The organism is Ochrobactrum sp. Q0168 (assembly GCF_016427605.1).
GTDB lineage: Bacteria > Pseudomonadota > Alphaproteobacteria > Rhizobiales > Rhizobiaceae > Brucella.
Map to the genome: position 1 here is coordinate 310,023 of NZ_JAELXQ010000003.1, position 13,512 is coordinate 323,534.

A 13,512-nucleotide genomic window follows, 5' to 3' on the forward strand; every position below is an offset into this window, starting at 1 on the left:
ACAAGGATAGCATTTCCATGTTTCTCGAAAAGTTCAGAATTGACGGCAAAATTGCGGTCGTCACGGGCGCCGCGCGCGGCATAGGCCTTTCTGCCTCTGAAGCGCTGGCGGAAGCTGGTGCGAAGGTAGTGCTCACCGATATGAGCCAGGAACTGCTGGACAAGGCTCTCGCTGAACTCGCCGCCAAGGGCTACAGCGTCGAGGGCGAACTGCTGGATGTTACGGATGTTGAAGGCGTTCAGCGCGTGCATGATTTAATTATTGCGCGACATGGCCGCGTCGATATCCTCGTCAACAATGCCGGTATCGCGATCAGCAATCATCCTGCTGAAACCATGGCCGATGATGTCTGGAACAAGGTGATCGACGTCAATTTGAATGGCGTGTTCTGGTGCTGCCGCGCGTTCGGTAAGTCGATGCTGGAAAATGGCTCCGGCAATATCGTCAATGTGGGGTCCATGTCCGGTTTCGTGGTCAACCGCCCGCAGGAACAGGCGAACTACAACGCATCCAAGGCCGCAGTGCACCACCTGACACGTTCGCTGGCTGCTGAATGGGGCGCACGTGGGGTTCGCGTCAACTCGGTAGCGCCGACCTATATCGACACAGAAATGAACAAATATGTCTATGATGATCCTGAAATGTATCGTCATTGGGTTGGTGGCACACCAATGAACCGTCTTGGGCGCACGGACGAAGTCGCCTCTGTCATTCTTTTCCTTGCAAGCGAGGCATCAAGCCTCATGACCGGCTCGATCGTTCTGGCCGATGGAGGCTATGTATGTTGGTAAATGCAGTTTCAACCGTGCGCGGTGCGCGCTTTCCCGGTCGGTACATTCAAGGCGCAGGCGTTATCGCGCGTCTTGGAGAAGAGGCAGCAAGCTTCGGCGATAAGGCAGTCGTTCTTCTCGATAATGGTATTTTTGACATCCTGGAGCCAAAGGTCGATGCGGCTTTTGCCTCTGGTCCAGAGGCGCGCATCGTGCGCCATGGCGGCGAATGCTCCGAAAGCCAAATCGCGGCTCTCGTTGCACAAGCCCGTGAAGCAGGCGCGAAAGTCGTTATCGGGGTTGGCGGCGGCAAGGCGTTGGATACGGCGAAAGCTGCGGCGCGCGATCTTGCCCTCCCATCGATCATCTTCCCGACCATTGCGGCGTCCGATGCCCCATGCAGCGCGCTTGCCGTTGTCTATAATGACGATGGTTCGGTGGCTTATGATACGTTTCTGCCAAGCAACCCTAATCTGGTTCTGGTCGATACAGCGCTGATCGCACAGGCTCCGGCGCGCTTCCTCGCTGCTGGTATCGGTGATGCACTTGCCACCTTTTATGAAGCAGACTCCTGCCGCCAGTCCGGCGCTTTCAACTGCATGAAAATGCAAGGCGTCAGTCTTGCTTATGAAGTTGCACGTTTCTGCCGCGATACGATCTTTGAATTTGGCGCAGCGTCGCTCAAGGAGTGCGACGCCAAGCAGGCAGGTCCAGCGATGGAACGCGTGATCGAAGCGAATATCCTGCTTTCGGGCGTCGGCTTTGAATCAGGCGGGGTGGCGGCTGCTCATGCTATTCATCATGGCCTTTGCGAGTTGGATGATGTTCATCACCATCTACATGGTGAAAAAGTCGCCATCGGTGTTCTCGCTGGCCTCAAGCTGCACGGTGCGGAAGAAGAATTCCAGAAGGTTCGCGAATTTTGTCTTTCCGTGCGGTTACCAACCCGTCTTGCCGATATCGGCATCGAAGACGCGACGGACGAGAAACTGGAAATCGTCGCCAAGCGCGCCTGCCGCGCCGGTGAAATCATTCACAATGAGCCGATCAAGGTAACGCCGGATATGGTCGTCGCCGCATTAAAGCAGCTCATCTAGCGTTTATCGGGAGGTTATCATGCAGGAAGTTATTTCGTCTTTCGCCAAAGACCTGTTTGCAGGCAAGCGTGTTTTGGTTTCGGGCGCAACGAGTGGCATCGGTCTTGAAATGGCGCGCGGGTTTGCAGCGCTTGGTGCTTCTGTCGCGGCCAGCGGAAGCTCTGTAGCCAAGATCGAAAAGGCTGAGAAAGACGATGCCAACAAGGGCATTGAGTTCTATGAACTCGACGTACGTAGCAATGACGATGCCATTGCCTTCATGGAGAAGCAGACACGGATCGATGTGCTGATCAACGCGCAGGGCGTTGCCCGTGACACGTCAGAATGGGAGAACGATGTGTTCAACGATGTCATGGACATCAACTTGAACAGCATTTTCCGCCTCACCATGGCCGCATATCCAAAGCTGAAGGAAAGCAAGGGATCGGTGATCGCGATCGCTTCGATGTTGAGCTATCTCGCCGATACAGGTGTGCCAGCTTACACCGCAAGCAAGACCGGTATTCTTGGGCTTACGCGCGTTCTTGCGCATAAGTTTGGTCCAGATGGTGTGCGCGTGAACGCTATCGGACCGGGCTATCATCGCACGGATATGACGCGTGCTCTGTGGGAAAACCCAGCTACCGAGAAGCCTATCGCGCAGCGCGCAGCCCTAAAACGCTGGGGAGAAACAGAGGATTTGGTTGGCGCAGCTCTATTCCTTGCGTCGCCTGCGGCTTGTTTCATCACTGGTGTCACACTGCCCGTAGATGGTGGCTTTCATACTGGTTGTCTGTAAAAAGACGCCGCTAATCTTTACGTCATGGAATGATCATATCATGTTCCATGAGAAGACTATAAATAGCTAAATCAAGTAAATCCGGTAAGTCGGAATCCTTGGTCAAGTCTCGATGGTGTCATTGGCTAAGCCGGCGGCACTATCGGCGTTTCCTAGAAGAAACTTTTACTTTGTTTTCCATCTTTTTGTAATTTTAATACGCATTATTTTACTATTGAAGAGATATTTGTCTAGAAAACGCCAAATAATATCGTTGACATTTATTATTATGAATATTTACTACACTTATGACGATTTATATACCGCAGCCATTTCCGGGGCGGTGTAGATGGGCGGCAATGGGAGGTTGAAATGGGATTGTTTTCACGCCGTTTAGGGATTGGGCTTGTTGCGATTGCAGTGACATCCGCGGCAGGTTTGACTGCGGCAAGCGCACAAGCACCGGCTAGTGCTTGCGTTATCACAAAGACGGATACCAATCCGTTTTTCATAACTATGAAAAATGCTGCGATCGAAGAAGCCAAGAAGCAGAATATCAAGCTCTCAATGTATGCCGGTCGCGATGATGGTGACAGTATCAGCCAGATCGAAGCGCTTGAAACTTGCATTCTCGCGGGCGTGAAGGGCATCCTGATCGACCCATCGGACAGCAAAGCAGTGGTTCCGGCCATCCAGAAAGCTCGCGCAGCAGGTATCATGGTTGTTGCGTTCGACAGCCCTGTTGAACCTTATGATGCAGTGGATGCCACTTTTGCTACCGACAATTTCAAGGCAGGCGAATTGATCGGCCAATGGGTCAAGGCGAAGCTCGGGGACGAAGCTTCCAATGCGCGTATTGCGTTTCTTGATCTTAATGCCTCCCAGCCGACGCTGGATGTTCAACGCGATCAAGGGTTCATGACCGGCTTCGGGATTGACACCAAAAACGTTAATGTCATCGGCGATGAAGATGACAAGCGGATAATCGGTCACGACGTTACGAATGGTAATGAAGAGGGTGGCCGGTCTGCTATGGAAAATCTGCTCCAACGCGATCCGTCTCTCAACGTGGTCTATACGATCAATGAACCTGCTGCTGCGGGAGCGTTTGAAACACTGAAGTCGCTCGGCATGTCCGATAAGGTTTTGCTCGTTTCCATTGATGGTGGCTGTCAGGGTGTGAAGAATATTAAGGCTGGAACACTTGCTGCGACGTCACAGCAATATCCAGACCGAATGTCTATCCTGGGAATTCAGGCAATTCGCAAATGGGTTGATACTGGCGAGAAGCCGAAGCTTGAAGACGGTGCACATTTCTTCGATACGGGCGTTTCGCTTGTGACCGATGATGCGGTTGAGGGTGTCTCTTCAATCAGCGTTGCAGAAGCCCTGGAGAAGTGCTGGGGCTGAAAAACCTTCGCTATCCAAGAAGATTCGGGCGTGGCATCGGGTCTTCATGGGACCACGTAGTTCCAGCTTTCTGATAGGACCAATGTCAAATTGGCTCCGCGCTGGAAGAGTTCATGGGCAAGATCATGACACAAGTAGACGACTTTGAGAGCGTGATACGTAACAGTGATACACGCATTGCAAAATTCCAATCAAAGCGATCCTTTGGACGGTTTGTTCAAGATAGCGTCCACGGCAATCCAGCAATTATCCCGTTATTGATTCTGCTGTTGACCGTTACCGGCTTCGGCCTGTTGACGAGTGGCCGGTTTTTCTCGGCTTTCACTTTGACCCTTATTCTCCAACAAGTAGCGATCGTCGGAATTGTCGCTGCCGCGCAGAGCTTAGTCATTCTCACCAAAGGCATTGATCTCTCGGTTGGTGCAATCATGGTTCTCACGTCGGTTGTGATGGGGGCCTGTGTTTTTCGTTATGGCCTTCCGGCGCCAGTGGCAATTTTGATTGGGCTGGCTCTTGGTGCTTTCTGTGGTTACATCAACGGCATTCTTGTTTCCGTTGTGAAGCTACCAGCCTTTATCGTGACGCTTGGTACATGGCAGATATTCCTAGCCAGCAACTTCATTTACTCGGGCAATGAGACCATACCCAGTGCGCGAATATCGGAAACGGCACCATTGCTGCAGTTTTTCGGACAATCAGTGCAGCTTGGGGGGGCAGTCTTTACCTATGGTGTGATTGCCATGGTGTTACTCATAAGCTTGTTATGGTATGTGCTTAATCATACCGCATGGGGGCGGCATGTTTATGCCGTGGGCGACGATGCGGCTGCGGCAGAACTGGCAGGCGTTCGGGTTCGCCGCATGTTGATAAGCGTTTACATTCTCTCCGGTGTCATCTGTGCATTTGCGGGTTGGGTTTTGATAGGCCGTCTTGGGTCTGTCACGCCGACTGCTGGACAGTTCACCAATATTGAGTCGATCACTGCGGTTGTAATTGGCGGCACATCGTTATTTGGCGGGCGAGGTTCCATCCTTGGCACAATCTTCGGTGCGCTTACGGTAGGTTGTTTTTCGCTGGGGTTACGGCTGGTTGGAGCCGATCCACAATGGACTTACCTGCTCATCGGCGTTCTATCGATTGTCGCCGTTGCCATTGACCAAGGATTGAGAAAGGTCAATCTGTGATGTCTGCAAATCCGATTTTCAAAGCACGTGGTTTGACGAAACGCTACGGCCATGTTGTGGCACTGGATGGAGCGGATTTCGATCTCTATCCTAACGAAATCCTCGCGGTTATTGGGGATAATGGTGCGGGTAAGTCCTCATTAATCAAAGTTCTCTCTGGCGCGACGAAACCAGATGCAGGCGAGATCGAATTGATGGGAAAGTCAGTTCATTTCCGTTCAGCACTGGAAGCGCGCGAAGCGGGCGTTGAAACTGTGTACCAGAATTTGGCGCTTTCCCCGGCTCTGTCCATTGTGGATAATATGTTTCTTGGACGCGAAATCCGTAAAACTGGCTTTTCAGGCCGATTTCTTCGTCGCCTTGATCGCAAAAAAATGCGCGAAGTCGCTCGCGAAAAGCTCTCCGAACTGGGATTGATGACGATCCAGAATATTGACCAGCCGGTGGAAGGGCTCTCAGGAGGGCAAAGACAGGGAATCGCGGTCGCCCGTTCGGTCGCGTTCGCTTCGCAAGTTATCATTCTTGATGAACCGACGGCCGCTCTCGGTGTGAAGGAGTCGCGCAAAGTACTCGACCTCCTATTGGATGTTAAGAAACGCGGGCTGCCGATCGTACTGATCAGTCACAATATGCCGCATGTTTTTGAAGTTGCCGACCGTATTCATATTCAGCGGCTTGGAAAACGCGCGGCTGTCGTGAAACCATCAGAGATTTCCATGTCCGATGCAGTCGCCATCATGACTGGGGCTAAAACTTTATAAGCCTATATTATCGAACTGCGGGGAAAATAGCCGGGTGCTATCAAGTGTAGCACTCGGCCGGCGTCTGACTTAGTGAAGTCCAGGAATCGCAGCAACCAGACTGCGAGTGTAGGCATTGGCCGGATTGCCGAAAATTCGGCTCGGCGGACCAGATTCCACGACTGTACCGCGATGCATGACTAAAACATCATCGCAAATTTGGCTGGCAACCCGCAAGTCGTGCGTGATGAAGATAATCGCAAGGTCACGGTCCTTCTGCACTTTTTGCAATAATTCAAGAATCTGGGCCTGTATCGAGACGTCGAGAGCAGAAACCGCTTCGTCGGCAATTAGAATTTCTGGGTCTAGCATAAGGGCGCGTGCAATGCCGACGCGTTGTCTCTGCCCGCCTGAGAACTCGTGGGGAAATCGTTCCATGGCACCGCGATCAAGACCGACCAGTTCGAGTGTTTCCAGTGCACGCTTGCGAACCTCTTTGGGTTCTTGCCCATGGGTGACAGGACCCACCATCAGGGACATGCCGATCGTATGACGCGGATTGAGGGAAGCGAAGGGGTCTTGAAATACCATTTGGATGCGGGGGCGAAGCGGACGAAACTCCGCTTCCGATAGTGGAGCAATATCTTTCTCCTCGAAGAAAATGTTTCCGGAATCGACGTCCGTCAGTTTCATGAGAACGCGTCCGAGAGAGCTTTTTCCTGAGCCACTTTCGCCAACGACACCCAGAGTTTGTCCCCGCTTTAAAGTGAAACTTACTTCCTGAAGTGCTGGGACGACACGCTTTCGGCCAAACATGCCTGAACCAACGTGATAGGTCTTCGTCAGTTTGGATGCTTCAAGTATAATATCTGATTGTCCGGCAGCTGTTCTATCGTCTTCGCGCATATGAGGAACGGCTGCGATGAGACGCTGGGTGTAAGGGTGCTTCGGGTTCACGAGCACGTCTGCGGCAGAACCTTGTTCAACCAGATTGCCCTTTTCCATCACGATCACGCTGTCGGCGATTTCAGAAACCACGCCGAAGTCGTGCGTGATAAACATGACACTCATGCCTTTACGTTTTTGAATCTTGCGTATGAGGTCCAAAATCTGCGCTTGCGTCGTAACATCGAGTGCTGTCGTGGGTTCGTCAGCGATCAGGACATCGGGGTCGAGCGCCAAAGCCATTGCGATCATGACACGCTGACGCTGTCCACCTGACAGTCGGAGCGGATATTGGTGTTGAATGACCTCCGGGTCAGGCAGTCCAACTTCGGTCAGAAGTTCCACAATTTTGGCCTTGCGTTTCGCAGCGTCACCATAATCATGGGCGACAAGAACCTCCTCGATCTGGTCGCGAATAGTCATCAATGGGTTGAGGGACGACAAAGGATCTTGAAATATGATCGATACGGATTTTCCACGCAACAGCCTGCGCTGGCGCTCAGGCATTTTGAGGAGGTCCGACCCCCTGAAGTCGATTTCGCCTCCTGAAATTTGCATGGTGGATGGTAGCAGCCCCATGATCGTATTTGCGGTGACTGATTTTCCAGAACCGGATTCGCCGATGATGCAGAGGATTTCACCAGCCCGGAGCTCGAAGGAAATATCGCGAACAGCGAATTGCCTGTCCATGCCCTTGGGCAGCCCAATGCTTAAATTACGCACTGATAAAATAGCATTGACCGACTTGCTGTTGTCCGTAGCTGAACCTGTGCTCTGCATCATCGTTGTTCCCGAAAATCAATTGTAGTGCGAGGGGCTTGGAAGCCTCATTTTGTTGGGATGCTTTGCATCCTGGAGAGAGCCGCAAAATTTGCGGCCCTCGCGTCGTGAATGCTGTCAGCCTTGAATATAGACCACATGCGTTTCAGTGAATTCATACAGGCCATGTTTGCCGTCGGCGCCACCTATGCCGGATTTGCGGCGACCCGCGTGAAAGCCCTGCATCGCTTCAAAGTTTTCGCGATTGATATAAGTTTCACCGAATTTGAGTTCACGGCTGGCCTTCATCGCGGCATTGAGATTGGATGTGTAGATGGACGAAGTCAGGCCATAGTCGGAGTCATTGGCAAGCGCGATTGCTTCATCTAGGCTATCGACGATCTGGATTGGCAGCACGGGGCCAAACGTCTCTTTTCGCATGATGTCCATGTGGGACTGTGCGTTGACGATCAGTGTCGGTTCGTAGTGGAAGCCTGACGGGCGGTCTGCAATCTTGCCGCCAGTGACAATTTTTGCACCATCAGCTACCGCTATTTCGACGGCTCGGGAAACCTTGTCGAGACCGGCCTGATTGATCAGTGGGCCCATCTCTAGGTCGGTTTCTTGTGATGGGTCGCCATATCGAGTGGCTTCAAAGAGAGCTTTGAGCTTTTCCACCAGCGCGTCGTGAACCGGACGCTCCACATAGACCCGCTCGGCACAGTTGCAAACCTGTCCGGTATTGATGACACGTGAAGCGTAGATGGCTTTGGCTGCGAGATCGAGATCGGCGTCGGCCAGAACAATCGCCGGCGCTTTGCCACCCAGTTCGAGATTAACGCGTGTCAGATTTTTTCCTGCGGCCTGCATGATGTGCGAACCGGTCGCAACGCTGCCAGTAAAGGTGATTAGATCCACGTCCGGGTGATTGACGAGCGCTTCGCCCGAAGATGCGCCGCGACCGCCCACCAAGTTGAACACACCCGCGGGCAGATCGGTTTCGGCCACGAGTTGCGCGAAGATGAAGGCGTTGATGGGCGTTTCTTCGCTGGGCTTGATGACAATCGTATTTCCCGTAGTGAGCGCGGGGGCCAGTTTGCGCGCGATGAGGAAAAACGGAAAGTTCCAGGGCAAGATACCTGCGACCACGCCGATTGGCTTGCGCAGCAATAGCATTGTCTCGTTCGGGCGATCACTGGTCAGGATTTCGCCTTCGAGACGGCGTGCCCATTCTGCCATATAGTCGATATAGTCGGCGGTAAAGTCAACTTCGACCTGGGCGAGGCCAGCCGTCTTGCCTTGTTCCTTGATGATGACATCGGCAAGCTCAATGCGGTGTTCCCGAATCTTCGCCGAAATCTGGCGCAGGTATTGAGCGCGTTCGATAGCGGGAAGTTTCTCCCAGGAGGTTAGCGCCTTGCGGGCCGCTTTGACAGCGTGATCGACATCAGCTTCCGATGCATCTGGAACGCGCCCCAGCAGGTCGCCCGTCGCGGGATTGAACACATCGATGTAATTGTCGGCGATGCCAGTAAAGGCACCATCGACATAGTTTTGATAATCGAGAGGCTGCGAGGAAAAATTTGCGGAAACAGATCGTTTGGATGCCATGATTGAACTCCTCCAGAGAATTAGTCTTCTGCCTGGTCGTTTTAAGCGACACTGCTTTGAGTCCCGGTAGATCTTTGCATATCTGCCGGGACTCAAAACTCACAGGTCAGGGCTTGGGAACGACGGTTGCCACCTTGCGCAGAGGGGTGAGTACGTCGAGCGTTATGGCCACACCTTTGGCGATACGCACGATTGAGCCTTTTGAAACCTTGACCGGTTCAGAACCGTCGAGGCTGCACATGGCTTCGCCTTCGATGATGACGAATGTTTCATCAAGATCACGCGCTGGATAGGCGTAAAGTCCGGGCTCCGCCTTCCATACAGCGACCTTGGTGCCGTTTTCGATATCGTCTTCCCAAATCATACGCGCATCGGAACCGCTATCGCGACCTTCCGCAGGGCGGCTCGGTTTGAAATCGATGTCATCGGCGGTGTGGGAGATTGTAAGGCGCATGAATCCAGTCCTTTGGTTGATTGGTGGTTGAAAGTGTCTCAGCCCTGGTCCGAACGCGCATCCAATGCGTCTCGCAGCCCGTCGCCGACAAAGTTGAAACCGGCAACGGCGACAGTGATGGCTACACCCGGCACGATTGCGAGCCATGGCGCCGAGGTAAGGTATTGCTGTGCGCCATTGAGCATGTTGCCCCAACTTGGAAGGGGAGGCTGAATGCCATAACCCAAGAAACTGATATAAGCTTCCAGAAGGATGGCCCGCGCAATGGTAAGTGTTGCGGCTACGATGATCGGCCCGACGATATTGGGCAGAATTTCCCGAAACATGATCCAGCGTCCACGCAGCCCCAGCATTTTGGCCGCGAGGATGAAGTCGCGATCACGCAGCGAGCGCGTTTCCGCTTCCACAATACGTGCAACTTCCATCCAGCTGGTTACTGCGATGATGACGGTAATCATCAGTGGGCTTGGCTTGATGAACGCAGCGAGAGCCAGCAGTAGAAATATGGAAGGGAAGGACAGGAAGGCATCGACGACGCGCATTAATGCCGTTCCCAAAAACCGTCCATAATAGCCCGAAACGACTCCGACCACGGCTCCGATACAGGTTGAGAGTACCATTGCCGAAAAGCCGACCAGTAACGATATTCGTCCTGCCTGAAATAGTCGTGCGGCTATATCGCGCCCGAGAGGGTCTGTTCCGAAAATATGTGCACCTGTACCGGGCGGGGCGAAGCGCGCTCTCAAGTCAATGTAGAGTTCGTCGAACGGTAACAGATAAGGCCCGATGATACAGGCAAGCGTGAGCAGTAAGATCATGCCAAGGCCCACGAGAGCCAATCTGTTCTTCATAAAGCGCCGAACCACGCGGCTTTTCCACCAGCGAGGATGATCGAGATTGGGAATGGCTTGTACTGATGTGTTCATTGTGTTCCCTCAATCCAGTCTGACGCGCGGGTCGACAAAGGCCACAAGCAGATCGGCGACGAAGTTGCCGATCAGAACGAGAACGGCTGAAAACATCAGCAAGCCCATCACGACCGGGTAGTCGTTGTATCCAAGGCTATCGAGGAATAGACGCCCCATACCCGGCCATGTGAACACGGTTTCGGTAACCAGTGCGCCACCCAGAATGGTGGGCAACTGAACACCGGCAAGGGTGATCATGGGAACCATGGCATTGCCGAGTACATGTTTGATCAGGATGCGTCGGGACGTCAGGCCCTTGGCTTTCGCGGTACGAATGAAGTCCTGGTGGATGACATCTAGCGTGGCGCTGCGCATATAGCGGCTCCAAATCGCCACATTGACGAGTGCCAATACCAAACTGGGCAAGATCAGATGCTTGACGTAGTCAAGAAACGATCCGTCACCGATAGTGAACATGTTGCCGGCCGGCAACCATTGCAGTTTCAGCGAAAAAATATAAATCGCCACAAGACCGAACCAGAAAGTCGGAATCGACAGGGCAATCATCGCCGCAATGGTTGCGATGTAGTCGAAGACCGAGCCGCGTTTGAGGGCCGTGTGAACGCCTAGCCATGTTCCAATCAGAATAGAGAGAAGGGTCGATCCACCCATCAGCAGCAAGGTTGCCCAAAGGTGTTCGGTTATGATCTGAAGCACGGGTCGGCCATCGCGATAAGAACTGCCCCAATCACCCTGCAAAAGTCTCCACAGCCAGTCTAGGTACTGAACGGGAAGAGGGCGGTTTAGTCCCATCTGTTCTGCAATTCTGTCCAGAGCTTCCTTGGTCATGCCGGGTGTCAGTGTGTATTGTGACAGGGGACCGCCGGGTGCGAGATTAAGCACCATAAAGCCGATGACAGAAACGATGACGAGCAGTATCAAGCTCTGCCAGAGTCGTCGTAGAGTGTAAAAAAACATAGATACCTCCGCCGGAAGCGGGCGAATTATCCGGCACGTCGACTAATAGGTCGGGGGGCGGGCCGGGTCGCTTGGTGTTATTCTTGCCGGAGCATGAACAAACGGTGTGTTCATGCTCCGAAGCAATGAAGGCGCGGTGAGAAGGATCAGGCCCAGCGCCAGCTGCGGATGTTCCAGGTGTCGATGCGATTATTGATGTTGCCCTGGAAACCTTCCATGCCAGCTTTACGTCCGCGAACGGTTGCATATTGGAACATCGGCAGCATCGGGAGGTCCTTGCGGATCAGTTCCTGGATCTTGAGATAGACCGCGCGGCGCTCTTCCGGGACAAACAGTTGCCCGCCTTTATCGAGCAAGGCGTCAACTTCGCTGTTGGAATAGACCCAGGTGTTCTGACCCGTACCGCCTTTTGCTGGCGAGGCTGTGGATCGGAAAAAGTCGGAGCAGTCCGGATCTGGCCCGGTTAGTGGTGTTAGTCCCACCAGCACGGAATCGAATTTCGACATCATCCAATATTCGCCCCACATGACAGCTGGGGGCAGATTGCTGATGCTCATATCAATGCCGATTTCCCGGAACGATTGCTGAATGAACTGCTGAGCTTGCTCACGGAGATGATTGCCGGATGTGGTCGAATTGCTGAATGCCAAGCGTACTCCATCTTTTTCGCGGATACCGTCCGCACCTGGCTTCCAACCGGCCTGGTCGAGCAATTCCTTGGCTTTGTCTATATTGTATTCATGCGCCGGCAGATCGCCATTGTAGTAATAGGATTCCTTAGGCATGTAGGACTCGGTGACCTGCGGCAAGCCATAATAAAGCGCATCGATGATGGATGTCTTGTCGAGGGCGAAATACATGGCCTCGCGAACGGCAGCATCTTTGAAGAATGGCCGATCCATGTTGAGGGTCAGCGACTCGATGACAGCTGTTCCGAATATTTCGACATTTTTACCCGGCAGATCTTTTGCTTCTGCATAATGGTCGGGTGTGATCCACTGTAGTCCTGCAACGTCGATATCACCGGTCTTGAACTGAGTATACAGAACAGTCAGGTCGGGAATGTACTTGATGATGACTCGTTCCAAATATGGACCATCACCAAAATAGTCGGCATTGGCTTCCAGTTCGATATTGTCGCCAGCAACGCGGTTTTTCCATTTGAATGCGCCCGTGCCGATGGGCGCGTTGTTAAATGGAGCTGTATTCTTGTCCGCGACCCCGTCAAACGCATGCTTGGGAACGATGAAGGTCGATGCCAGAATTGCTGCATAGGGCGCGAGAGGCTTCTCCATGCGCCAGGTAATTTCGGTTGGCGATACAACGGTAAGATCACGGATTAGTTCGTGTCCTGTACGGCGCCAGCTGCGGAAATCCTTATCCGTCAAAAGTTCGAGGGTGAACTTCACATCTTCTGCAGTAAAAGGCTTGCCGTCGTGCCATTTGACGTCATCACGAAGCGTGATTTTCCAGTTCAGGCCATCAGCTGAAATGCCGCCGTTTTCAACGGTCGGAACTTCCTTCGCCAGAAGCGGATAAAATTTGCCCTCGGCGTCTACGTCGAAGAGTGCGTCAAAGACTGCAAAATGCACACCTTCATCTACTTCCACATGAAGAAGATGTGGATTGAAGACCGTTGGCTCTTGAGAAAACCCGACGACGACCTGCCCTTTTCGGGCTTCTTGCGCCAGCGCTTTGCTGCCAAAGAGGCCGGGGGTCGCAACTGTCGCCAGTCCCGCTGCACCCAGCATCATCAGTGCTTGGCGCCGGGTCGGTCGGGTAAAACTGTTATTGTTTTCTGACATTTAATTTCCCCTTGTTTCGCTGTTCTGCCGTTATTTTTGGCGGTTTCGGCATGGTTTTCACTTGACCGTCCCTGCCCAACGGTCGGCACTCACA

12 protein-coding genes are annotated in these 13,512 nt (G+C 53.0%); 6 read left to right on the forward strand and 6 right to left on the reverse strand.

Annotated elements, in window-relative coordinates; translation table 11 throughout:
* Positions 1-17: 17 nt before the first annotated feature.
* The 6 genes from JAU75_RS09530 (at position 18) to JAU75_RS09555 (ending at position 5,979) form a co-directional block, all read left to right on the forward strand.
* Positions 18-791 (forward strand): SDR family oxidoreductase, encoded by a 774-nt coding sequence (locus JAU75_RS09530; protein ID WP_199056265.1) that lies wholly within the window; start codon positions 18-20, stop codon positions 789-791.
* The gene (locus tag JAU75_RS09535) at positions 782-1,867 is read left to right on the forward strand and encodes a glycerol dehydrogenase (RefSeq protein WP_199056266.1); all 1,086 of its coding nucleotides are present in this window, start codon (positions 782-784) and stop codon (positions 1,865-1,867) included. The genes JAU75_RS09530 and JAU75_RS09535 overlap by 10 nt, the downstream gene beginning before the upstream one ends.
* A 19-nt stretch (positions 1,868-1,886) precedes the next feature.
* Complete coding sequence (locus JAU75_RS09540) at positions 1,887-2,645, forward strand: SDR family oxidoreductase (RefSeq protein WP_199056267.1); 759 nt, start codon at positions 1,887-1,889, stop codon at positions 2,643-2,645.
* 351 nt (positions 2,646-2,996) lie between these two features.
* Entirely contained in the window at positions 2,997-4,034 is a 1,038-nt protein-coding gene (locus tag JAU75_RS09545; protein WP_199056268.1) for a substrate-binding domain-containing protein, read from the forward strand.
* Positions 4,035-4,147: 113 nt separating this feature from the next.
* Positions 4,148-5,218: an ABC transporter permease gene (locus JAU75_RS09550; RefSeq protein ID WP_199056269.1), complete on the forward strand. Its 1,071-nt coding sequence runs from the start codon at positions 4,148-4,150 to the stop codon at positions 5,216-5,218.
* Positions 5,218-5,979, forward strand: a complete 762-nt coding sequence (locus tag JAU75_RS09555) for an ATP-binding cassette domain-containing protein (protein WP_152850449.1) — start codon at positions 5,218-5,220, stop codon at positions 5,977-5,979. Before JAU75_RS09550 ends, JAU75_RS09555 begins: the two co-directional genes overlap by 1 nt.
* 69 nt (positions 5,980-6,048) lie before the next feature.
* Here the strand turns inward: JAU75_RS09555 and JAU75_RS09560 are convergent, their stop codons facing one another.
* From JAU75_RS09560 to JAU75_RS09585, 6 genes are all read right to left on the reverse strand, one after another.
* Positions 6,049-7,686, reverse strand: coding sequence for an ABC transporter ATP-binding protein (locus tag JAU75_RS09560; RefSeq protein WP_247880435.1), 1,638 nt, complete (start codon positions 7,684-7,686; stop codon positions 6,049-6,051).
* 114 nt (positions 7,687-7,800) lie between these two features.
* Entirely contained in the window at positions 7,801-9,273 is a 1,473-nt protein-coding gene (gene aldA, locus JAU75_RS09565) for an aldehyde dehydrogenase (protein ID WP_199056270.1), read from the reverse strand.
* Between the two features lie 106 nt (positions 9,274-9,379).
* Positions 9,380-9,727: a cupin domain-containing protein gene (locus tag JAU75_RS09570; RefSeq protein WP_199056271.1), complete on the reverse strand. Its 348-nt coding sequence runs from the start codon at positions 9,725-9,727 to the stop codon at positions 9,380-9,382.
* Positions 9,728-9,765: 38 nt separating this feature from the next.
* Positions 9,766-10,653, reverse strand: a complete 888-nt coding sequence (locus tag JAU75_RS09575; RefSeq protein WP_094514948.1) for an ABC transporter permease — start codon at positions 10,651-10,653, stop codon at positions 9,766-9,768.
* Between the two features lie 9 nt (positions 10,654-10,662).
* A complete protein-coding gene (locus tag JAU75_RS09580) occupies positions 10,663-11,613 on the reverse strand; it encodes an ABC transporter permease (protein ID WP_100648476.1) in 951 nt (316 codons plus the stop codon).
* Between the two features lie 146 nt (positions 11,614-11,759).
* Positions 11,760-13,418, reverse strand: a complete 1,659-nt coding sequence (locus tag JAU75_RS09585; RefSeq protein ID WP_199056272.1) for a peptide ABC transporter substrate-binding protein — start codon at positions 13,416-13,418, stop codon at positions 11,760-11,762.
* Positions 13,419-13,512: the final 94 nt, after the last annotated feature.

Bases quoted from the DNA above. Each gene is read 5' to 3' on its own strand.
- JAU75_RS09585 (WP_199056272.1), bottom strand. From the start codon at position 13,418: ATGTCAGAAAACAATAACAGTTTTACCCGACCGACCCGGCGCCAAGCA.
- JAU75_RS09570 (WP_199056271.1), bottom strand. From the start codon at position 9,727: ATGCGCCTTACAATCTCCCACACCGCCGATGACATCGATTTCAAACCG.
- JAU75_RS09530 (WP_199056265.1), top strand. From the start codon at position 18: ATGTTTCTCGAAAAGTTCAGAATTGACGGCAAAATTGCGGTCGTCACG.
- JAU75_RS09540 (WP_199056267.1), top strand. From the start codon at position 1,887: ATGCAGGAAGTTATTTCGTCTTTCGCCAAAGACCTGTTTGCAGGCAAG.
- JAU75_RS09560 (WP_247880435.1), bottom strand. From the start codon at position 7,686: ATGATGCAGAGCACAGGTTCAGCTACGGACAACAGCAAGTCGGTCAAT.
- JAU75_RS09580 (WP_100648476.1), bottom strand. From the start codon at position 11,613: ATGTTTTTTTACACTCTACGACGACTCTGGCAGAGCTTGATACTGCTC.
- JAU75_RS09550 (WP_199056269.1), top strand. From the start codon at position 4,148: ATGGGCAAGATCATGACACAAGTAGACGACTTTGAGAGCGTGATACGT.
- aldA (WP_199056270.1), bottom strand. From the start codon at position 9,273: ATGGCATCCAAACGATCTGTTTCCGCAAATTTTTCCTCGCAGCCTCTC.
- JAU75_RS09555 (WP_152850449.1), top strand. From the start codon at position 5,218: ATGTCTGCAAATCCGATTTTCAAAGCACGTGGTTTGACGAAACGCTAC.
- JAU75_RS09575 (WP_094514948.1), bottom strand. From the start codon at position 10,653: ATGAACACATCAGTACAAGCCATTCCCAATCTCGATCATCCTCGCTGG.
- JAU75_RS09535 (WP_199056266.1), top strand. From the start codon at position 782: ATGTTGGTAAATGCAGTTTCAACCGTGCGCGGTGCGCGCTTTCCCGGT.
- JAU75_RS09545 (WP_199056268.1), top strand. From the start codon at position 2,997: ATGGGATTGTTTTCACGCCGTTTAGGGATTGGGCTTGTTGCGATTGCA.